The following is a 20354-nucleotide window of genomic DNA, read 5'->3' on the forward strand; positions in this document are numbered from 1 at the left end:
CAGGCTGACGCGGAGCTCAGCCTGCCATCCGCTGCGCCCACCACAGGTAGAGCGGAATCCCCAGCACCAGGTTGAAGGGGAAGGTCACCGCCAGCGCGGCTGCCACCCCCAGGGCCGGGTTGGCCTCGGGCACCGCGATGCGCATCGCGGTGGGCGCGGCAATGTAAGACGCGCTGCCAGCCAGCGTCATCATCAGCACCGTGCCGCCCAGACCCAGATCCATCGCCTGCGCCACGCCCCAGCCGCCCAGCGCCAGCACCGGCGGCAAGCTCAGCGCGCAGCCGATCAGGAACAACCCGGCACGGCGCAGATCGGGCAGGCGCTCGGCCGCGACCAAGCCCATCTCAAGCAGGAACAGGCACAGCGCTCCCTTGAACAGATCCACGAACAAGGGCGCCAGCGGCGCCGCACCTTCGGGGCCAGCCGCCCAGCCGATGAGGATGCCCCCGCCCAGCAACAGCACGCTCTTGTTTGCCAGCACTTCGTGCACCAGGGCCGCGGTGGCCGAGCTACCGTCGCTGGAACGCTGGCCCAAGCGCGCAAGCAAGGTGGCGACGATGAGCGCCGGCGCCTCCATCAGCGCCGCCAGCAGCGCGAGATGGCCTTCGACCTCGACGCCCCGCCCCGCCAGCACGGCCGCGCCCACGGCGAAGGTGACGATGCTCACCGAACCATAGTGCGCCGCCAGCGAGGCGGCATCGGCCCGGCCAAAGCGCAAGCGGAAGAGCGGAAACACGAAAAGCGGGATCACCGCCCCCAGGCCCATGGCCAGCCCAGCATCGCGCCACAGGGCGACATTCTCCGCGCGTGCAATCTCCACCCCGCCCTTCAGGCCGATGGCCAGCAGCAGGTAGATGGACAGGGTTTCAAACACTGCCGCCGGCAGGCGCAGGCCACTCTTGAGCAGCGAGGCCACAGCGCCGAGGGCAAAAAAGAAGGGAACAGCATCGATCATCGTCTGGTTTCCTGAGAATGTACGGGTAGGCCGCGCGTAGCAGCGGCTGCCTGGGATGGCTTGAGGCGCATTTTGCCGCAGCGCACACATACAGAAAAATCATTTATTCTTTTTGTTTTTATAGATTTTTATCTATGTATAAATCATGCGCCTGACCCTTCACCAACTACGCCTGCTACTCGCCGTCACCCGCGAGGGCAGCGTCTCGCGCGCCGCCCAGCGCCTGCACCTCACCCAGCCCACGCTGTCGACCCAGCTGCGCCAGCTCGCCGAACAGGTCGGCTTGCCACTGTTCGAGCGCGTCGGCCGCCGCCTGCATCTGACACCGGCGGGCGAGGTCGTGGTGGCAAGCGCAACGCGGCTGGAGCAGGAGCTCGAGCTGCTCGACGAGACGCTTGCCGAGCTGCGCGGCGACATCGGCGGGCGCCTGCGCCTGGCCGTGGTCAGCACCGCGGAGACCTTCATCCCCCGCCTGCTGGGCGAGTTCCGGCGCGAACGTCCGGCGGTGGAAGTGTCGTTGGTGGTATTGAACCGCGACGCCGTGCTGCGCCGGCTGGCAGACAACCTCGACGACCTCTACATCATGAGCCGCCCACCGCTGGCGCCGCCGGTGGTCGCCACGCCCTTTCTCGCCAACCCGCTGGTGGTGATCGCCGCCGCCGACCATGCGCTGGCCAGCCACAGCGGCGTGGCGCCGAGTGCGCTGGCCGATGAGGAGTTCGTCTTGCGTGAGCCCGGCTCGGGCACACGTCAGGCGGCAGAAGCCTTCTTCGCCAGCCATGGCCTGACGCTGCGCCCGCGCCTGGAGCTGGGCAGCAACGAAGCCGTCAGGCAGGCGGTGGCGGGCGGACTGGGCTTGTCACTGATGTCGGCACACGCGCTCGCGCATGCGGCCGAAGAGGGCATTGCCGTCCTGGCGGTTGAAGACACGCCGGTCATTACCCACTGGCAGGTGGTGCATCCCAGCGGCAAACGCCTCACTCCGCTGGCGGATGCCTTTCTACGCTTTCTGCAGGCACGCGCTCCGGAGCTGAATCGGGCGGCACAGGCACGGCTGGCAGCGGCACGGCACTAGCCGCGCCACCGTCGATGCGCCCCATGCGCAGGCGCGGCAAGGGTGCGGCATCACGGGCCGCGACCTCGCCACCCGCCACAACTTCGTCCCTGGCTACAGCCTCTTCCCTGGCTACAAGGTCACCGGCTGCAAGGTCACCGTTCACCGGCGCGGCCTGCCCGCCTGCTGGCATCAGCTCTTCCAGCGCCGGACACGCCTTGTCCGCACCCGCCTCCAGCTGCGGCAGCAGCGCCGTCGCCATCGACTTCAGGATCTGCACCGGCAGCGCCGAAGTAAAACGATGGGCGGCCGCGTCAGCTCCGATCACGTAGGCGGTGAGCACGCCAAAATGGCGCGGGCCGAGATAGAACACGAAGGTCGCCGTGCGGTTGAGCGCCGTGCCTGCACGCCCCCCGATGACGATGCGGTTGTCGCCAGTACCGGTCTTGCCGCCCAAGGTCAGCTCGCTGCCATCGGCAAGCCGGAAACTGCCCGCCAGGCGACGTGCGGTGCCACTTTCAACCACATCCGACAGCGCCCCGCGCAGGGCTGCTGCCACCTCCGGCGCCATCACCTGCTCGCCCGCGCCCGCGCGCACCGCGAAGGCGGTCTCGTAGGGCGTGGCCATGGCGAAGCGCAGGCGGTCGATGCGCAGCGTTGGCAGGCGCACGCCGTCGTTGACGATGATGCCCATCAACTCGGCGAGCGCCGCCGGACGGTCTCCCGAGCTGCCCAGGGCCGTTGCCAGCGAGGGCACGAGATGGCCGAAGGGATAGCCCAGCCGCGCCCAGCGCCTATGGATGTCGAGGAAGGCCTCGACCTCGAGCATGGTGAAGATGCGCGAATCCTGCGCGCTGCGCGAGCGCGTGCGAAACAGCCAGCGGTACACCGCCTGACGCTGCTCGGCGCTGGCCGCCAGCGCATCGGCCAGGCTGGCCTGGGGGTGCTGCATGCGATAGCCGACCAGCCACAGCTCGAGCGGATGCACGCGCGCCACATAGCCGCGATCGGGCAGATCAAAGGCTTGCGGCGCGTTACGGCTGTAAAGCTGGGCAATGCGCGCCTCAGTCAGCGCGGCATCGCCCAGGCGACGTGCGAGGAAGGCGGCGAGCGCGGCCGGCGGCGCTTCCGGTTCGAGATAGCGAAACACCGCCGACAGGCGCTCGGCGCTGGGGCGCAGGCCGTCGAGCAGCAAGCTGCGCATCTCTTCTGCCGAGCGCCCCTCGTACTTGCGCCAGAAGCGGCGCACGAAGGTCTGCCCCTCACGGTCGGCGAAACGCGCCAGATACTCGGCGCGGCGCGGGTCCTCGGCGTCTTCCAGCAGCTGCGCCGTGCTGCCCGGCACCTGGTACATGGTGTAGCGCACGATCTCGCGCATCAGGCGCACGAAAGGCAGGTTGATCGAGGCCCGCAGCGCTTCGCGCAGGGTGGGTTCGCGGCCATTGTCGCTGGCGTTGAAGTTGCCGAAAGTATGCACACCCCCGCCGGTAAAGAAACTCTCGCCCGGGCTGGCGGAGAAACGGCGTTCGAGCGCGGCCTCGAGCATGGCCGGCAAGCTACGGTCGCTGGTGGTCGCCAGATGGTCGATGGCCCAGCGCGTGAGCCTGTCCTGGCGTGCGACCTCCACCCGGCGCAGCGCCGGCACGTCGAGCACGGCAAGGCGGGCGTGCACTTCAGCCACGATCTCGAGGTAAGTGCTCAACACGCGCAGCTTGGCGGTGGAGCCGAGCTCGAGCTTGCTGCCCTCGTTGATGTCGAGCGGCTGGTCGGTGGTGTCGGTCTGCACGCGCACGCGGTTGCCGCCGGGCGTGCGTTCGACCAGGGTGAAGCTGTAACGCACCGCACCCAAGCTCGCCGGCACCAGCATGCGCTCACCGAGCAGGCCCTGGCTGCGGGCGAAGTCGGCGTCGGACAGGCGGTTCAGGTAAGTACCGACCGCCTGCTGCAAGTCGCCATGCAGCGTGGCGTCAAGCTCGGCGTCGAGCCGATCGAGGCTGTACAGCGAGCTGCCGAGCATGCCCGCCAGGCGTGCGCGCACAGCGGTCGAGCCCTTGCCCGGGCGCGCCGGCAGCAAGGCCGGGTCAGCGGCGAGCTCACGGAATGACAGGGGTTGTGCCAGTGCGGCCTCACGCAGCGCCGCGCTGATGATGCCTGCGCCGGCCAGCAGGCGCAGGTGGGCGTCGGTGCTGCGGCTCAGTTCGTCGCGGCCACGCGCCAGATACCAGGTCGGGCGACGGTGGGCAATCATCAACGCCACCACCTGGCGCAGCGCCCGGCCCTGCGCGCGCAAGACCTCACCCTGCCCATCCACCGCCGACAGCAGCGCATTGACACGGGCAAAGTCCGCCGCAAACCACACCCACAAGCCGTCGCCCAGGCCATTGACTTCGCCATGGCCGGGCGCGGCCGAGAGCGGCACAGTGTTGAGGTAGTCCAGCACCAGGCGGCGGCGCACCGGCAGCGTATTCTCGCCCTCGCGGTAGGCGCGTACGCTGGCCGACACCATCTGGCGCAGCTTCTCGCGCGCATCAAAGGTGATGCCGTCGGGCGAATGGCGGTACTTCTCGATCTGCGTCGCCAGCGTGCTGCCGCCCGGGGCGTCAAGGTCGGCATTGAACATGCGCCCCACTTGCGCCAGCGCAGCGCGCGCGAAACGCGGCCAGTCCACCGCCGGGTTCAGCGTCGGCCGCGACTCATCGAGCAGATCGCGGTTCTCGATGAACAGCAAGGTCTGCGCCACCACCGCGGGCACGGCGGCAAAGTCGGCGTAGCTGCGCTCGGGGTAGCGAAAGTCGTAGAGCGGTGCGCCACGACAATCGCGCACATCGAGCCCGGCGCGCGTTTTCTCCGCATAGGGCGGGGAGAACCCCTGATCGACGTAGTCCAGCAAAGCCGGGCTGAAGCGGGTCTGGGCAGTGAGGGCGAAACCACGCGCTTGCAGACGCTCGATGAAACGCGGCAGCTCAGTGTAGCCCAGGCGCTGATCGAAGGGGCCGTGTGCCGGATAGCGCACGGCATCGCTGTGGCCTGCAACGCGCGCATAGTCGAGCTGTGCAGCATGGCGGCTGATGAGGCGCGCCTGCAGGCGCGAGTTGTGCAGTTCGTGCGCCAGCAACACGCCCCCCGCCACCAGCGCCACCAGCACGCTGATCAGGATTGCCGCGCCCAGCACATGCAGCGGCCGCACGCGACGCGGGCGCGATGTGACAGACCTGCGGGCGGAAGAGGGTGTGCGGGAATTCACCGCGTGACGGATCGATATTGCATTGCGTCAATTATCCGCAATTTGGTGCGGAAAAATGACACTGTTACAGCCACACAACAGGAAGCCAGATCGGCAGGCGAAGCGGCCGCCAGCGTGCTGTCACGCCGCAGGCGCTCAAACGCCAAGCGCCTGCTGCAGATCCTCTAGCAGGTCCGCCACCGGCTCGATGCCCACCGACAGCCGCAACAGGTCCGGCGGGCAGCGACTGGTCGGCCCCTCCACGCTGGCACGGTGCTCGATCAGGCTCTCGACCGAGCCCAGCGAGGTGGCGCGCTTGAACACCCGCACCCGCGCCGCCACCTCACGCGCAGCGTCCTCACCCGCCCGCACCCGGATCGACAGCATGCCGCCGAAGCCTCCGCTCATCTGCGCCGCAGCGATCGCGTGCCCCGGATGCGAGGGCAGGCCCGGATACAGCACCTGTGCAACCGCTGGGTGCTGCTCGAGCGCGCCCGCCAGCTGCAGCGCATTGGCGCAGGCGGCGCGCACGCGCAGGTGCAGGGTACGCATGCCTCGCAGCAGCAGCCAGGCCTCGAACGGCCCCAGCACCGCGCCCCCGAGGTTGCGCATGCTGCGCACGCGCTGCCACAGCGCCGAATCCTCACGCGTGATGAGGGCTCCGGCGACGACATCGGAATGCCCGTTGAGATACTTGGTGGCCGAATGCAGGACGATGTCGGCACCCAGCGCCAACGGCTGGCTCAGCACCGGCGTGGCCACGGTGGAGTCCACCAGCGTGTGCGCGCCATGCTTTTGCGCGAGCGCGATCGCAGCGCGCAGATCGGTCACTTCCCAGGTCGGGTTGGCCGGGGTCTCTATCCACAGCAGACGGGTGGGCGCGGCGGCGAGCTGACGGTCGAGATCGGCGAGGTCGACGTTGTCGTAGAAGGCGAGCTCGATGTAGCCGTGCTCGGCCAGGTCCAGCAGCCACTTGCGCAAACCCCAGTACATGGCCCGTGGCGCCACGACGCGATCGCCCGCCTGCAATGCCTGCAACACAGCGCTTGCTGCGGCATGACCGGAGGCAAACACGAGCGCCTGCGTACCGCCTTCGAGCTGGCGCAATACCTCTTCCACCTCGATGTAGGCCGGGCTGCCGTCACGCGAGTACATCCGCCCTCCGGGATAGCCGCCATCCTCTCCACGCTCGAAGGTGCTGGCCAGGTGGATGGGCGGGACGATGTCCCGATAAGGCTCGGCAACACGGCCAAGACCATGAACGGTGAGGGTTTCAAGTGAAGGCATGACGGACATTTCGGTGCGGCTCCGGGAGCTGAACGGATGAGCCAGTCATCTTAATGCAGCATGCCGCCGCCTGCGCCCCGAGCGCGCACGCATCGACCACAGGCAAGCATCAAGCTGGCAGGACTGCATGCTGCGCGAGCTGCAGCCAGGTGAAAAGAGTATTATTTACATTGATACAAATATATTTGCTAGAATACAAACCTTACAACTCTAAATGCTGGCGTTTCAGTAGCACATAGCACAGCCTGTTCTGTGGTTGATCTTCGTGCTGCGTCCCGGCGTTACCGACTGCAAATGCATCTCCGCCACCCTGGCGGCATGGCCGGCTCTTTTCCGGCCATTTGTTGTGGGCCGGTTTCTCCCCTGCGCTGTTGCCATACCTGGCTGATCGCTGCGCCAGCGACTCATCGATGCAGGCAAAACTTGTCGTAAAGAATCTATACAAGGTCTTCGGGGAGCATCCCCGCGAGGCCATGAAAATGGTCGAGCAAGGGCTGGACAAAGCCGCGATCTTCGCGCGCAGCGGCCAGACCCTGGGCGTCAATGACGCCTCGTTCGAGGTCAATGAGGGCGAGATCTTCGTGGTCATGGGCCTGTCGGGCTCGGGAAAATCCACCCTGGTGCGGCTGCTCAACCGGCTGATCGAACCGACCGCCGGCCAGGTGCTGGTCGATGGCCGCGACATCGCGCGCATGTCCGACACCGAGCTGCGTGATTTTCGGCGCAAGCACATGAGCATGGTGTTTCAGTCCTTTGCGCTCATGCCGCACCTGAGCGTGGTGGAGAACACGGCCTTCGGCCTCATGCTCGCCGGCGAAGCGGAGCAGACACGCACCCAACGCGCCATGGTCGCGCTTGAACAGGTCGGGCTGGCGCAATGGGCGGAGAGCTATCCGGACGAGCTCTCGGGCGGCATGCAGCAGCGCGTCGGCCTCGCCCGCGCCCTGGCGAACGACCCCGACATCCTGCTCATGGACGAGGCCTTCTCCGCGCTCGACCCCCTGATCCGTGCCGAGATGCAGGACGAACTGGTCAAGCTGCAGGCCGGCCACAAGCGCACCATCATCTTCATCTCCCACGACCTCGACGAGGCCATCCGCATCGGCGACCGCATTGCCATCATGGAAGGTGGCAACGTGGTCCAGGTGGGCACCGCCGAGGAGATCCTGCGCAAGCCGGCCAATGACTATGTGAGGTCCTTCTTCCGCGGCGTGGACGCCAGCTCCATCCTGTCGGCGGCCGATCTCGCCCGCCGCACCCAGGTCAACATCATCGACCACGCCGGCATGGGCGTGCACAGCGCCCTCGAACGGCTGCGCAGCCACGACCGCGAATTCGGCTACGTGGTCAGCCCGGACCAGCGGCTGATGGGCGTGGTGTCGGTGGATTCGCTGAAGAAAGTGGCGCGCAGCAGCGACAACCCCAAGCTTCGCGAGGCCTTCCTGCCTGGCGTCGAAAGCGTGGCCCACGACTGCCCCATCGCCGGCCTCTACGAACCCTTGACCCAGCATCCCTACGGCCTGCCGGTGGTTGACGCCAAGGGCCGCTACCGCGGCTCCATCACCCGCAACACGATGCTCGAGTTCCTGCATGCACAAAACTCGGAGACGAGCCAATGAGCGATCAAGACACCTCCAATCCGTGGGCGACAAGCACTGAAACCACCCCTGCCCCGGCAGCACCCAGCAATCCCTGGGGCAGCACGAGCGCCGACGACAGCGCCGCGACGAGCGCACCCGGCGCTGACGACTGGCTGATCGAGGCCGCGCTGCCCGGCGATGCCAGCGCACCGGCCTTCGACTGGGCCCAGCCCTTCGACGGCGCGGTGATCCCCCTTGACGAGTGGGTGGACAGTGGCCTGACGTGGACGGTGGACAACTTTCGCCCCGCCTTCCAGGCCGTGCGCGTGCCCATCGATGCCACGCTGAACGGTATCGAGCATGGGCTGCTGGCGGTGCCGCCGCTGCTGATGATTGCCCTCATCGGGCTCATCGCCTGGCAGGCGAGCGGGCGCCGGCTGGCGTTCGGCACTGTCCTGTCACTGCTGGTGATCGGCTTCATCGGCGCCTGGAGCGAAGCCATGGTGACGCTGTCGCTGGTACTTACCTCGGTCGTGTTCTGCATGCTGCTGGGCCTGCCGCTGGGCATCCTGATGGCACGCAGCGAGCGCCTGGAGAAGCTCGCCCGCCCTGTGCTCGACGCCATGCAGACCACACCCGCTTTCGTCTATCTGGTGCCGGTGGTGATGCTGTTCGGCATCGGCAACGTACCCGGCGTGGTGGTGACGATCGTGTTCGCGCTCCCACCGCTGATCCGGCTCACCAACCTGGGCATCCGCCAGGTGCGCCCGGACCTGATCGAGGCCGCGCTCGCGTTCGGCGCCTCACCGTGGCAGCTACTCACCCGCGTGCAGCTGCCGCTGGCGATGCCGACCATCATGGCCGGCATCAACCAGACGCTGATGCTGGCGCTGTCGATGGTGGTGATCGCCTCGATGATCGCCGTGGGCGGGCTGGGCCAGATGGTGCTGCGCGGCATCGGCCGCCTCGACATGGGCCTGGCAACGATAGGCGGGCTGGGCATCGTCATCCTCGCCATCATCCTCGATCGCATCACCCAGGCCATGGCCACACAGGAGCGCAAGAGCGGGCGCTGGTACGAAAGTGGCCCCCTCGGGCTGTTGTTCGGCAAACGCCAGCCCAAGCCAGCTCAGCACCCAGCCGACGAGACCGACATCGGCGCACAGCAACGCGCCTGATCCCGACACCGGCCTATCCCCTTACTGACACACTCATTACCGCACCCACACAGGAGTCCTGCATGCAAAAAAGACGTTTCCTCAAGAACATTCTCGGTGGCGCCGCCATCGCCCTGGCCGCTGCCGCCCCTTTCCACGCCCATGCTGCCGAAATGCCGGGCGCGGGGGTGAAGGTGCAGCCGCTGAAGAGCTCGATCGCCGAAGAGACCTTCCAGACCCTGCTCGTCATGCAGGCGCTGAAGGACCTGGGCTATGAGGTCGAGCCCATCAAGGAAATCGAATACGCCGCCGGCCATATCGCAATCGGCAACGGCGACGCCACCTTCATGGCCGACCATTGGGATCCACTACATGTGGATTTCTACGAAAAGGCCGGCGGCGACGCCAAGCTGTATCGTCAGGGCGTGTATTCGGACGGCGCGCTGCAGGGCTACCTGATCGACAAGAAGACCGCAGACCAGTACGGCATCAAGAGCATCGATCAGCTCAAGGACCCCGCCATCGCCAAGCTGTTCGACACCGACGGCGACGGCAAGGCCGACCTCGCCGGCTGCAACCCGGGCTGGGGCTGCGAGAAAGTCATCGAGCACCACCTCGACACCTATGGCCTGCGCGACGCAGTCACGCACAAGCAAGGCTCCTACGCCGCCATCATCGCCGACACCATCACCCGCCAGCAGCAGGGGCAGGCCGTGCTCTATTACACCTGGACACCGTACTGGGTGAGTGGCGTGCTGGTTCCGGGCAAGGACGTGACCTGGCTGCAGGTGCCGTTCTCGGCCCTGCCGGGCGAACGCAAGGATGTCGACACCGCCCTGCCGGACGGCTCCAACTATGGTTTCCAGGCCAACAAGCAGCACATCGTCGCCAACCGCGCATGGGCCATGGCCAATCCGGCGGCGGCGAAACTGTTTGCCGTCATGAAGCTGTCGAACAACGACATCAGCGCGCAGAACAAGCGCATGCGTGACGGCGAGGACAAGGAGGCCGACATCGAGCGCCACGTCGCAGGCTGGATCAAGGGCCACGCCGACGTTTACCAGGGCTGGCTCAAGGCCGCGCGCGCAGCGGCGCCGCAGTAAGCACTCGCCTGCGTCGGCCACCTCAGCGCCCGCCCCTGGCTGCCACCGAGCAGCCGCGGGCGGGCGTTTTCCATCTGGGTGCCTGTCAGCTCCCCAAGGCAGCGAGTGCCGCACTCAGCGTTGCCGCGTCCACACCGTCCGCCAGCACACCCACCGGCGCACCTGCGAGCCACAGCGCGTTGCCCTTCATCTCGAAGGCTGCGCCCTGCTTCAGTGCCGACACCACACCACCGGCCTCGCGCGGCGAGGCAAAGCCCTCGCCCTGCAGCAGCAGCCCCCCTTCGGCATCGACGAGCTTGAAGTGAAAGCGGCCGTCGGCTTCGCGGTATTGCTTGAACTGGGGCAGCGCAGCCTTGGCCTTTGCGCTCACCACCGGCCTGGCCGCCGCGGCCAGATTGCGCAGACCAACGGCATGGCGCAACTCGCCAATGAAAGGCGTGGCGATCGCGCGCGCCTTGGCCGCGCCCTCGTGCAGCAGGCGTTCGATCTGGGTCGGATCGGCGATCAAGGCGTCGTACTTTTCCCGCATCGGTGCGACGCTGCTCTCGATCTTGTCGAACAGCGCCTGCTTGGCCTCGCCCCAGGCGATGCCGGACTCGAACGCGGCGCGCATCGCGCGTGTTTCCTCGGCGCTGGCGAAAGCGCGGTAGAGCTCGAACAGCGCCGATGTATCGGCGTCCTTGGGCTCACCCGGCGCTTTCGAGTCGGTGACGATGGAGAAGATCAACTTCTTCAGCTCGGCGGGCGGGGCAAACAAGGGAATGGTGTTGTCGTAGCTCTTGCTCATCTTGCGCCCGTCGAGTCCGGGCAAGGTGGCGACCGAAGCGTCGATCGCGGCCTCGGGCAGCACGAAGTGTTCGCCGTAGATGTGGTTGAAGCTGCCGGCGATGTCGCGCGCCATCTCGATATGCTGGATCTGGTCACGCCCCACCGGCACCGAATGCGCCTTGAACAGCAGGATGTCGGCCGCCATCAGCACCGGGTACATGTACAGACCCATGTTGACGCCAGCGTCCGCGTCAACGCCCTCAGCGAGGTTCCTGTCCACCGCCGCCTTGTAGGCATGGGCACGGTTGAGCAGGCCCTTGCCGGCCACGCAGGTGACCAGCCAGGTGAGCTCGGGGATCTCGGGGATGTCGGACTGGCGATAGAACCACACGCGCTCGGTGTCCAGCCCGGCGGCAAGCCAGGTGGCGGCGATTTCCAGCGTCGAACGCTGCACGCGCAAGGGATCGGTGGTCTTGATGAGGGCGTGGTAGTCGGCGAGGAAGTAAAAGCTCTCCACCCCCGCACGCTGGCTGGCGGCGATCGCCGGGCGGATGGCACCGGCGTAGTTGCCGAGATGAGGCGTGCCCGAGGTGGTGATCCCGGTGAGGACGCGCTGGACAGTCATGGATCGCTCCGGCAGAAACTTGGACAAAGAGCGCGAGTTTAACGGCTTACGCGCGACGGGATAAGGCGCACGACGCGTACCATTCCAGGCTCGGCGGCCACAGCCCTGCCCCAGCCAGCAGCGCAGGCGAACAGGAAATGCACGGAACAACACCCGGCGTTCGAAGACAAAACGCAGTTGCCGCCTGGCTGCACACCCGCCCCCGGGCACATTCACCCCACTGAAAAAATCGAACAAGGAGCCCTGAACCCATGCTGGAAGACCTCACCAACCTGGACTGGATAAGCACCTACGCCCTGCCCTGGGGCATCAATGTGCTGCTTGCCATCGGCACCTTCATTGTCGGGCGCTGGATCGCGGGCATCGTCGTGGGCGTGGCGCGCAAGCTGCTCACCCGCGCGCGCATCGATGTGATTCTGGTGAATTTCATCGTCTCGATCCTGAACGGCGTGCTGTGGCTGGTCGTCATCATCGCCGCCCTCAATCGACTCGGCGTGGACACCACCTCGCTGGTGGCGCTGATTGCAGCCGCTGGTCTGGCCGTTGGCCTGGCGCTTCAGGACTCGCTGAAGAACTTCGCCGCCGGCGTCATGCTGATCCTGTTCCGCCCCTTCAAGGCTGGCGACTTCGTCGAGGCCGGTGGCACCTCGGGCGTGGTGGAAATGATCAACATCTTCAGCTCCACCTTCCGCACCGTGGACAACCGCGAGATCATCGTGCCCAACGGCGCCATCTACTCCGGCGTGATCACCAACTACTCCGCCCGCCCCACGCGGCGCATCGACCTGCTGTTCGGCATCGGCTACGACGACGACATCCGCAAGGTGAAGACCATCATCGAGCAGGTGCTCAAGGCCGAGCCGCGTGTGCTGGCCGATCCCGCACCCTTCATCGGCGTCGCCGATCTGGCCGACAGCAGCGTCAACATCCACGTCCGGCCGTGGGTCAGGACAGACGACTACTTCGGCGCCATGTGCGACCTGAAGGAAAACATGAAGATCGCCTTCGACGAGAACGGCATCACCATCCCCTACCCGCAGATGGACATGTACCAGCACGTGGTGCACGCCGCCCCCGCACAGGAGCTCAAGCGCTGACCGGTATCAGGCGCGGACAGGCGCAGCAGACGTCGATCGGGATACCATTGCGCCTGCGTTCGCTGGTGCTCTTTCCATCAGCGCCCGCCCCGCCCTCCTTGAACCACTCAGCGTCGATTCCATCGTGAGCCTGCCCCCACCCGAACGACCCCGCGTGCCGACCATCACCGTCGGCCTGCGCCCTCACCCCGCGACCCGCCCGCTCGAAGCCGGCACGGACAGCGCCCCCGCCCGTGTGTCGGCGGTGGGCATGCTGCTGGCGACGATGTACGCCGCGCCCGATGGCACGGCGGTGTTCGAGTTCAAGCTCGAAGACACGGAGCTCGACGGCCTGCGCATTCCGCCCCCAGCCAGGCCGGGCCCGGCCGACGAACTGTGGAAGCACACCTGCTTCGAAGTCTTCATCGGCATCAAGGGCGAGCCCGCATATCGCGAATTCAACTTCTCGCCCTCGGGCCAGTGGGCGGTCTACGACTTTCGCGCCGAGCGCGAGCGCAACGACGATTTCCGCCTCGCGGCCGCTCCGCAGCTGCGCTTCGAGCGCGACGACAAGGAGGTCTGGCTCGAAGCATGCCTGCCCGCAGACGCGCTGCCGGCGGCAGCGCCCGGCACTGAATTCGAGCTCAGCCTCGCCGCCGTCATCGAACGCGCCGACGGCGAGCTCGAGTACTGGGCGGTGCAACATGGTCCAGGCGAACCGGATTTCCATGCGCGCGACAGCTTCGTGCTGATGTTCAAGACCTGGGCCGAGCCCAGTGAAAAATCCCGATGAGCAGCGTCCGTTTCGGCCTCGACCGCCTGCTCACCGACCCTGCGCTACGCCAGCCGCTGGCTGACAAACGCGTCGCCCTGCTCGCCCACCCGGCGTCGGTAACACGCGAACTGACGCATGCGCTCGACGCCCTCGCCGCCCTGCCCGACCTCACCTTGTCAGCCGCCTTCGGCCCGCAGCACGGTCTGCGCGGCGACAAGCAGGACAACATGGTCGAGTCGGCCGACTACATCGACCCGCTGCTGGGCATTCCGGTGTTCAGCCTGTATGGCGAGCTACGCCGCCCGAGCGCGGCGATGATGGACAGCTTCGACGTGCTGCTGGTCGACCTGCAGGACCTCGGCTGTCGCATCTACACCTTCATCACCACGCTGCGCTATGTGCTCGAAGAAGCGGCCCGCCACGGCAAATCGGTGTGGGTGCTCGATCGCCCCAACCCGGTCGGCCGCCCGGTCGAAGGCCTGACCCTGCGCCCGGGCTGGGAAAGTTTCGTCGGCGCCGGCGCGCTGCCGATGCGCCACGGCATGACGATGGGCGAACTGGCGCGCTGGTTTGTCGCCACCCTGGGGCTGAACGTCGATTGCCGTGTGATCGAAATGGAGGGCTGGCGACCCGACCTCGCGCCCGGTTACGGCTGGCCGCTGGGTGAGCGCAGCTGGATCAACCCCAGCCCCAATGCACCCAACCTGTCGATGGCACGCGCCTACGCCGGCACGGTGATGCTCGAAGGCACGACCCTGTCCGAAGGCCGCGGCACCACCCGTCCGCTGGAGCTGTTCGGCGCGCCCGCGCTCGACGCCGCTGCGCTCATCACCACCATGCGTAGCCTGGCACCCGACTGGCTGCACGGCTGCGTGCTACGCACATGCTGGTTCGAGCCCACTTTCCACAAGCACGCCGGCGAGTTGTGCGCCGGCATACAGATTCACGTCGAAGACCCCACGCACTACGATCACGCCGCCTTCCGCCCCTGGCGGCTGCAGGCGCTGGCCTTCAAGGCCATCCGCCAACTCCAGCCTGACTACCCGCTGTGGCGCGACTTTGGCTATGAGTACGAATTCGACCGCATCGCAATCGACCTCATCAACGGCTCGCCGCTACTGCGCCAATGGGTGGACGACGCCACCGCCAGCCCGCTCGACCTCGATGAGCTCGCTGGCGCAGACGAAGCGGCCTGGATGGAGACCCGGCGCCCCTATCTGCTCTACCCGGCCTGAACCCGTCTGCCTGCACCCCGGAAAATACGAGGGCTTCGCCCCTTCACGCGCGGCCGCAGTCGGGGTAAAAGAGTCAGGCGACACGACCTGCAACCCACTTTTTACAAGCGAGCCCTTGCGTGATGAAACACGGCCTCCAGATCTTTGCCTGCAACGCCAGCCGCGAACTTGCGGGCGAAATATGTCAACGTCTTGGCCTGCGCCTCGGTCAGCTGGATATTTCACGCTTCTCCAATGACAACCTGCGCGTGCAGGTGCAAGAGAATGTGCGCGAGCGCGACGTGTATGTCGTACAGTCCTTCACCGAGCCGGTGAGCGAGCACATCATGGAGCTGATGATCACGCTCGACGCCATGCGCAGCGCCTCGGCGCAACGCATCACCGCGGTGATCCCGTATTACTCCTATGCGCGCTCCGACAAGAAGGACGCGCCGCGCATCTCCATCACCGGCCGCCTCATCGCCGACATGCTCAAGACCGCCGGTGCCGACCGTGTGCTCACCATGGATCTGCACGCCGACCAGGTGCATGGCTTTTTCAGCGTTCCGGTCGATCACCTCACCGCCATCCCGGCCATCGCCGAGCATTTCCGCCGCCATCACGACCTGTCCAACATGGTCGCGGTAGCCACTGACGCCGGCGGCGCCAAGCGCGTCGGGCGCTTCTCCGAGCGCCTCGGCATCCCGATGGCGATCATCGACAAGCGCCGCGTCAGCGACACCGACGTCAAGCACGGCGAGGTGGTTGGCGACGTGCGCGGTCGTGACGTGGTGATCTTTGAAGATGAGATTTCCACCGGCGGCACCCTGGTGTCCACCGTCGCCACCCTGAAAGCCGCCGGCGCGCGCAGCATCCATGCCGGTGCCGTGCACGGTGTGCTGTGCGGCCCGGCCATCGAGCGTCTGCGTGACGCCGACATCGATTCGGTGGTGGTCACCAATACCGTTGGTCTGCCCGAAGAAAAGCGCCTGGCGAAGATCACGACGCTCAGCGTGGCGCCGCTGTTCGCCGCCGCGATCGAGCGCATCCACGGTGGGCAGAGCGTGGGCGCGCTGTTCGAGTAAAGGCGCAAGCGGGCCAGGCGGGCCGCAAATCAGCGCGCCCGGCTCGTGCAGGATACGGTTCAGCCTTGCCATTCGCGACCCGCATCTTCATCAGCAGCGGCGCTGCGTGCAGCGCTCAATCGGGTCGTGACGCCGACACCAGCCAATAGGTGACACCCAAGGCAAGAACGATGGCGCCGATACCGAGCAGGTAGGTCGGTGCCAAGGTCTGCAGGTCGAGCACGATCACCTTGCGCGCAATGGCCATCAGCGCGGTGGCGATCACGAGCTTGACGTGGATGACGTCATCGCGCAGGTAGAGCGTGATATTGACGAAGATCTCGATCGCAATCAGAACCGCGAGAAAAGCTGCGAAGACAACAAAAATATCATCCAGCCGCAGCAGAAAAACAGGTGGGCTTGCGAGCTTTTCGTAGAGCACCAGCACCACATCGGCCACGCTCAGCAAAATCACCACCACCATCAGAATCGCAAGAACACGGATTGACTGGCGGATGATCCAATGCAGCCGATCGACCAAAGGGTCGTCAGCGCGCTCACCGAGCTGGTTTTCACCACCGGCGAGCAGTTTGTCCGGTGCTATGTTCATGATGTTCTCAACAAGACAGGGGCGGCGGCAGGCCGCCCCTTGGTCCTCAGTTCAGTTCCCGCGTGCGAGCGGGAACCGTCATCGGGCTCAGGCCCCATTTCTGCAAGGCGTGGCCGAGCAGATCGACCTCGCTGGCGGTTTCGACGCCGTCGGCCTTGACCACGTCCTGCATCGCCTGCAGTAGCGCGGCCTGTAGCGCCGGGTCGCGGATGTCTTCGAGCAACAAGGCAAAGGCTTCGTCGGCCAGTTTCAGATGAACGGCGTCAAGGTAGTTCGCCCCCATCAGCAGGTCATCGCAGTATTCACGCAGGATGCGTTCAAACTCCACCTGGCCGATGCTCAGTCGGGCGGCGAGCTCGGTTTGCATGGCGGTATCGAATTCGTCCTGGCCCAGCCCACCATCGGCGAGCACAGTTGCGGCGAGAAGGCGGGCAACGGCGGGCGTGCTGTTGGTTTTGTAGTGACGCATGGTGCAATCTCCTCAGGAGTGGTTGGGTCGTGATCGCTGTCGCATTGGCCGAAGCCCGTTTTGCGAGGCAGCGGAATCCACTCTAGCGGTGAGTCATCCCTTTAAAAAGTCGAGTATCTTTTGATGAATGATCGATTTTTTGGATGAAACCACGATGACTGATCTCAACTACAAGCACCTGCGTTACTTCTGGATGGTGGGCCGGGTCGGCACCATCGCCGCCGCGAGCAAGCTGCTCAATGTCACACCACACGCAATCAGCGCCCAGCTCGCGAGCTTCGAAGCCAGTTTGGGGAGCACGCTGTTCCGCCGCGTCGGGCGGCGGCTGGAAATGACCGAAGCCGGCGAGCGCATCCTCGGCCACGCCGATGAAATCTTCGCGCTCGGCGATCAGATCGTCGAAACCCTGCGTGACGGGGCGCAAAGACGCGGGCTGCCATTTCGTATCGGCATCCCGGACTCGATGCCAAAATCGATCGTGTACCGCCTGATCGAGCCCGCACTGCACCTCGAGCGCCCGGGCCGTCTGGTGTGCCGTGAAAGCCCACTGCCGGCGCTGATGGCCGAACTGGCGGTGCGCCGGCTCGATCTGATCATCGCCGACCGCCCCATCCCGCCCAACCTCAGCGTGCGTGGCTACAGCAATCTGCTGGGTGAAAGCACGCTGACCGTATTCGGCAGTCCGGCGTTGTGCGAGCGCCTGCACGGCGGGTTCCCGGCACGGCTGCATAGCGCGCCCTTTCTGCTACCGGGGGAAGATGTCGCCTTTCGCGGTGCGCTCATGCAATGGTTCGACAAGCAGCGCATTCAGCCTGACATCGTCGCCGAACTGGACGACAGCGCGCTGATGAAGGCCTTCGGCCAGGGCGGGGCGGGCCTGTTCGTGGCGCCAAGCGCCATTGCGTCCTACATCTGCGCTCAGTATCAGGTGCGCGCACTGGGTGAAATCAGCAGCGTACGCGCGCAGATCTATGCCATCACCACCGAACGCCGGCTCAACCATCCGGTCATGGAAGCGATCCGCCTGCAGGCCGCCGCAGCGCTGCAGGCGGATGCACAGTAAGGACGTCGTGCGCCGCTTCAGCCGGCTTGCTGGCCGTCCTGCTGCGCGGCGACTTCGGCACGCACTGCGTCCATATCAAGGCCGCGCACGCCTTCGATGACCTGATCGAGCGCACTGGCCGGCAGCGCACCCGACTCGCGAAACACCATCACGCCTTCGCGGATCACGGCGATGGTCGGAATCGAGCGAATCTGGAAGCTAGCAGCAAGCTCCTGCTGGGCTTCGGTGTCGATCTTGCCAAAAACGATGTCCGGGTGCGCCACCGACGCGGCCTCGTAAGTGGGCGCGAAATTGCGGCAAGGGCCGCACCAGGACGCCCAGAAATCGAGGAACACGATCGGGTTCTTTGCCAGCACTTCGTCAAAGTTTTCGGTGGTGAGTTCGAGGGTGGCCATGTCAGCGCGCTCCGTTGGATAAAGGCCGTCGATGCTACCCCAGAGCGGCGTACGACCCAAGCCGGCGACCCGGGCCCAGGACCTCAGGCGCGGTCGGTGGGCCCGGCGTGCAGAATGCCATCCACACGCTCGTAGAGCTGAGCGATGTTGAGCGGTTTGGCAAGAAAGTCGTCCATCCCGGCGGCAAGGCAGATCTGGCGGTCTTCTTCGCGCACACTGGCGGTCATGGCCACGATCGGCGTGCGGCGCAGGCCGTGTTCGTGCTCGTGGATGCGCCGGCGCCGGCTTGCCTCCAGCCCGTCCATGACTGGCATCTGCAGATCCATCAACACCAGGTCGAACCCCTCGCGACTCATCCTGTCCAGGCCCTGCAGACCGTTGTCGGCCACACTGACCGCGTAGCCACGCCGCGCAAGCAAGGCCACGGCGAGCTTCTGATTGATCGCATTGTCCTCAACAACGAGGATGGCGGGACTGCGCTGCGTTGCGGGGGCCTCGGTGAGCGCTTGCGCGCCCACATCCACGCCAGACTCCGACTCAGGGGCCGGCCCCTTGAGCGCGAAGGGAAGGGTGAAGAAGAAATGGGCGCCCTGACCGGGATGACTCTCCACCCCGAGCGCCCCACCCATCAACTCCACCAGTCGGCGCGAGATGGACAGCCCCAGGCCGGTGCCACCGAAGCGACGCGAAGTGGAGGAGTCAGCCTGAGCAAAGGCGTCGAACACCAGCGCCTGCACCTCAGGATCGATACCGATGCCGGTATCCCTGACCGAAAACCCGACCACGAGCGCCTCTTCCAGGGTGTCTACCACCGAAACCGAGACCGTCACCTCGCCGTGCTGGGTGAACTTGATGGCGTTGCCGGTGAGGTTGGTCAGCACCTGCTTTAGCCTGAGCGCATCACCGACCACCGTGTGCGGCACATCGGGCGCGACTTCGAGGCGCAATTCAAGCCCCTTGGACTTGGCCGGTGCCGCCAGCACCTGAGTGGCGACGCGCAAGGTGTCGTGCAGATCGAAAGGCTCGCGTTCGATGTCGACCTTGTCAGCCTCGATCTTGGAGAAATCGAGGATGTCATTGAGGATGCGCAGCAGGGAGTCGGCCGAAGCCTGGATCATGCGCAGGTGGTCGGGCACTTCAGGGTCGAGCGGATCCATGAGCGCGAGCTCGGTGAGACCGATGATGCCGTTCATCGGCGTGCGGATCTCGTGGCTCATGTTGGCCAGAAACTGGCTCTTGCTGCGGTTGGCAATCTCGGCCTGATCGCGCGAGGCCTGTAGCTCCCTGATCATCTCGCGGCGCTCGACGCTGAGCCGGATCGAGTTGATCAGCATGGTGCGCAGGTTGTTGGCCCCCGCAATGATCACGCCCATGAACAGCAGCGCCGCCACTGCCAGCACCGTGTCGGCAGGCTCACGATGGTCGAAGAAGGCGATCAGCGAAATCGGCAGCACCGACACCAGCACATAGGTGCGCAAGGCCAGGCGCGAGGGCGCCAGCATGGGCACGGCGCCGGCAATGGTCGCGCCGACCATGCCCGCGGTGAAGAAGCGCGCCTCGCTGCTGACACCGATCATGAAGACGCAGACGCCCGCAGCCCAGCCGAGCGCGGACAGCGTGCTGCCAATGTAGTAGCGGCGAAACCACAGATTGGCCTCAGCCGGACCACTCACCGTGCGTTGGTATACACGCACGAGCGCGGCGCGGCCGGCGGAGATGCAGACCATCGCCGCCACCCACCACGCCGCACGCACGGGGGAAACCCCCAGAAAGACGTTACCGACCGCAATCAGCGCGGCGATGAGGGCGAGGTTGAGCTGGGCGAAGAGGGCGTTGCGGTACAGCAGCGAGACCGCTTCGTACCAGCTCACTGCGCCGACCACACCTCTGGCTCCAATGCTCACGTCTCGACCATCCAAACGTTAGGCGACCCTGC

Annotated in this window: 17 protein-coding genes; 9 read left to right on the plus strand and 8 right to left on the minus strand. The window is 65.9% G+C overall.

Annotation, left to right across the window (positions count from 1 at the left end):
• Positions 1 to 16: 16 nt before the first annotated feature.
• Complete coding sequence (locus M622_RS21620) at positions 17 to 955, minus strand: sodium-dependent bicarbonate transport family permease (RefSeq protein ID WP_021247630.1); 939 nt, start codon at positions 953 to 955, stop codon at positions 17 to 19.
• Between the two features lie 145 nt (positions 956 to 1100).
• Here M622_RS21620 and M622_RS0119700 point away from each other — a divergent pair, with 145 nt between their 5' ends.
• Positions 1101 to 2030 carry a LysR family transcriptional regulator gene (locus tag M622_RS0119700; RefSeq protein WP_031346044.1) on the plus strand — a complete coding sequence of 310 codons (930 nt, stop codon included), beginning with the start codon at positions 1101 to 1103 and terminating at the stop codon, positions 2028 to 2030.
• On the opposite strand, the gene M622_RS21625 is transcribed toward M622_RS0119700, so the two are convergent.
• On the minus strand, positions 1933 to 5196 hold the full coding sequence (locus tag M622_RS21625; protein WP_021247632.1) for a transglycosylase domain-containing protein: 3264 nt from the start codon (positions 5194 to 5196) through the stop codon (positions 1933 to 1935). The two genes, M622_RS0119700 and M622_RS21625, sit on opposite strands and share 98 nt — an antisense overlap.
• 192 nt (positions 5197 to 5388) lie before the next feature.
• Positions 5389 to 6519: a trans-sulfuration enzyme family protein gene (locus M622_RS21630; RefSeq protein WP_031346047.1), complete on the minus strand. Its 1131-nt coding sequence runs from the start codon at positions 6517 to 6519 to the stop codon at positions 5389 to 5391.
• A 410-nt stretch (positions 6520 to 6929) separates the two neighbouring features.
• Here M622_RS21630 and proV point away from each other — a divergent pair, with 410 nt between their 5' ends.
• The 3 genes from proV to proX all read left to right on the plus strand — a co-directional run bounded on the left by proV (position 6930) and on the right by proX (position 10359).
• Entirely contained in the window at positions 6930 to 8138 is a 1209-nt protein-coding gene (proV, locus tag M622_RS21635; RefSeq protein ID WP_031346048.1) for a glycine betaine/L-proline ABC transporter ATP-binding protein ProV, read from the plus strand.
• Positions 8135 to 9277, plus strand: a complete 1143-nt coding sequence (gene proW / locus M622_RS21640) for a glycine betaine/L-proline ABC transporter permease ProW (RefSeq protein ID WP_021247635.1) — start codon at positions 8135 to 8137, stop codon at positions 9275 to 9277. The genes proV and proW overlap by 4 nt, the downstream gene beginning before the upstream one ends.
• Before the next feature lie 62 nt (positions 9278 to 9339).
• Complete coding sequence (gene proX / locus M622_RS21645; RefSeq protein WP_021247636.1) at positions 9340 to 10359, plus strand: glycine betaine/L-proline ABC transporter substrate-binding protein ProX; 1020 nt, start codon at positions 9340 to 9342, stop codon at positions 10357 to 10359.
• Between the two features lie 85 nt (positions 10360 to 10444).
• On the opposite strand, the gene M622_RS21650 is transcribed toward proX, so the two are convergent.
• On the minus strand, positions 10445 to 11752 hold the full coding sequence (locus tag M622_RS21650; protein WP_021247637.1) for a tryptophan--tRNA ligase: 1308 nt from the start codon (positions 11750 to 11752) through the stop codon (positions 10445 to 10447).
• A 251-nt stretch (positions 11753 to 12003) separates the two neighbouring features.
• Here M622_RS21650 and M622_RS21655 point away from each other — a divergent pair, with 251 nt between their 5' ends.
• The 4 genes from M622_RS21655 to M622_RS21670 all read left to right on the plus strand — a co-directional run bounded on the left by M622_RS21655 (position 12004) and on the right by M622_RS21670 (position 15902).
• Positions 12004 to 12849 (plus strand): mechanosensitive ion channel family protein, encoded by an 846-nt coding sequence (locus M622_RS21655; protein WP_021247638.1) that lies wholly within the window; start codon positions 12004 to 12006, stop codon positions 12847 to 12849.
• Between the two features lie 124 nt (positions 12850 to 12973).
• The gene (locus tag M622_RS21660; protein WP_040830183.1) at positions 12974 to 13621 is read left to right on the plus strand and encodes a DOMON-like domain-containing protein; all 648 of its coding nucleotides are present in this window, start codon (positions 12974 to 12976) and stop codon (positions 13619 to 13621) included.
• Positions 13618 to 14838: an exo-beta-N-acetylmuramidase NamZ family protein gene (locus M622_RS21665; protein WP_021247640.1), complete on the plus strand. Its 1221-nt coding sequence runs from the start codon at positions 13618 to 13620 to the stop codon at positions 14836 to 14838. The genes M622_RS21660 and M622_RS21665 overlap by 4 nt, the downstream gene beginning before the upstream one ends.
• A 119-nt stretch (positions 14839 to 14957) precedes the next feature.
• Positions 14958 to 15902 (plus strand): ribose-phosphate diphosphokinase, encoded by a 945-nt coding sequence (locus M622_RS21670; protein WP_217995292.1) that lies wholly within the window; start codon positions 14958 to 14960, stop codon positions 15900 to 15902.
• Positions 15903 to 16017: 115 nt separating this feature from the next.
• Here M622_RS21670 and M622_RS21675 read toward each other — a convergent pair whose 3' ends face one another.
• Entirely contained in the window at positions 16018 to 16491 is a 474-nt protein-coding gene (locus tag M622_RS21675) for a phosphate-starvation-inducible PsiE family protein (protein WP_021247642.1), read from the minus strand.
• A gap of 46 nt (positions 16492 to 16537) precedes the next feature.
• The gene (locus M622_RS21680; protein WP_021247643.1) at positions 16538 to 16960 is read right to left on the minus strand and encodes a tellurite resistance TerB family protein; all 423 of its coding nucleotides are present in this window, start codon (positions 16958 to 16960) and stop codon (positions 16538 to 16540) included.
• Between the two features lie 154 nt (positions 16961 to 17114).
• On the opposite strand from M622_RS21680, the gene M622_RS21685 reads away from it, so the two are divergent.
• A complete protein-coding gene (locus M622_RS21685) occupies positions 17115 to 18023 on the plus strand; it encodes a LysR family transcriptional regulator (protein ID WP_031346056.1) in 909 nt (302 codons plus the stop codon).
• Between the two features lie 17 nt (positions 18024 to 18040).
• Here the strand turns inward: M622_RS21685 and M622_RS21690 are convergent, their stop codons facing one another.
• The gene (locus tag M622_RS21690; RefSeq protein WP_021247645.1) at positions 18041 to 18418 is read right to left on the minus strand and encodes a thioredoxin family protein; all 378 of its coding nucleotides are present in this window, start codon (positions 18416 to 18418) and stop codon (positions 18041 to 18043) included.
• Between the two features lie 83 nt (positions 18419 to 18501).
• Positions 18502 to 20322 carry an ATP-binding protein gene (locus M622_RS0119705; protein ID WP_157281915.1) on the minus strand — a complete coding sequence of 607 codons (1821 nt, stop codon included), beginning with the start codon at positions 20320 to 20322 and terminating at the stop codon, positions 18502 to 18504.
• Positions 20323 to 20354: the final 32 nt, after the last annotated feature.

The organism is Thauera terpenica 58Eu (assembly GCF_000443165.1).
GTDB lineage: Bacteria > Pseudomonadota > Gammaproteobacteria > Burkholderiales > Rhodocyclaceae > Thauera > Thauera terpenica.

Coding starts and splice junctions, on each gene's coding strand:
- M622_RS21620 (WP_021247630.1), bottom strand. CDS start 955: ATGATCGATGCTGTTCCCTTCTTTTTTGCCCTCGGCGCTGTGGCCTCG.
- M622_RS0119700 (WP_031346044.1), top strand. CDS start 1,101: ATGCGCCTGACCCTTCACCAACTACGCCTGCTACTCGCCGTCACCCGC.
- M622_RS21630 (WP_031346047.1), bottom strand. CDS start 6,519: ATGCCTTCACTTGAAACCCTCACCGTTCATGGTCTTGGCCGTGTTGCC.
- proV (WP_031346048.1), top strand. CDS start 6,930: ATGCAGGCAAAACTTGTCGTAAAGAATCTATACAAGGTCTTCGGGGAG.
- proW (WP_021247635.1), top strand. CDS start 8,135: ATGAGCGATCAAGACACCTCCAATCCGTGGGCGACAAGCACTGAAACC.
- proX (WP_021247636.1), top strand. CDS start 9,340: ATGCAAAAAAGACGTTTCCTCAAGAACATTCTCGGTGGCGCCGCCATC.
- M622_RS21650 (WP_021247637.1), bottom strand. CDS start 11,752: ATGACTGTCCAGCGCGTCCTCACCGGGATCACCACCTCGGGCACGCCT.
- M622_RS21655 (WP_021247638.1), top strand. CDS start 12,004: ATGCTGGAAGACCTCACCAACCTGGACTGGATAAGCACCTACGCCCTG.
- M622_RS21665 (WP_021247640.1), top strand. CDS start 13,618: ATGAGCAGCGTCCGTTTCGGCCTCGACCGCCTGCTCACCGACCCTGCG.
- M622_RS21675 (WP_021247642.1), bottom strand. CDS start 16,491: ATGAACATAGCACCGGACAAACTGCTCGCCGGTGGTGAAAACCAGCTC.
- M622_RS21680 (WP_021247643.1), bottom strand. CDS start 16,960: ATGCGTCACTACAAAACCAACAGCACGCCCGCCGTTGCCCGCCTTCTC.
- M622_RS21685 (WP_031346056.1), top strand. CDS start 17,115: ATGACTGATCTCAACTACAAGCACCTGCGTTACTTCTGGATGGTGGGC.
- M622_RS21690 (WP_021247645.1), bottom strand. CDS start 18,418: ATGGCCACCCTCGAACTCACCACCGAAAACTTTGACGAAGTGCTGGCA.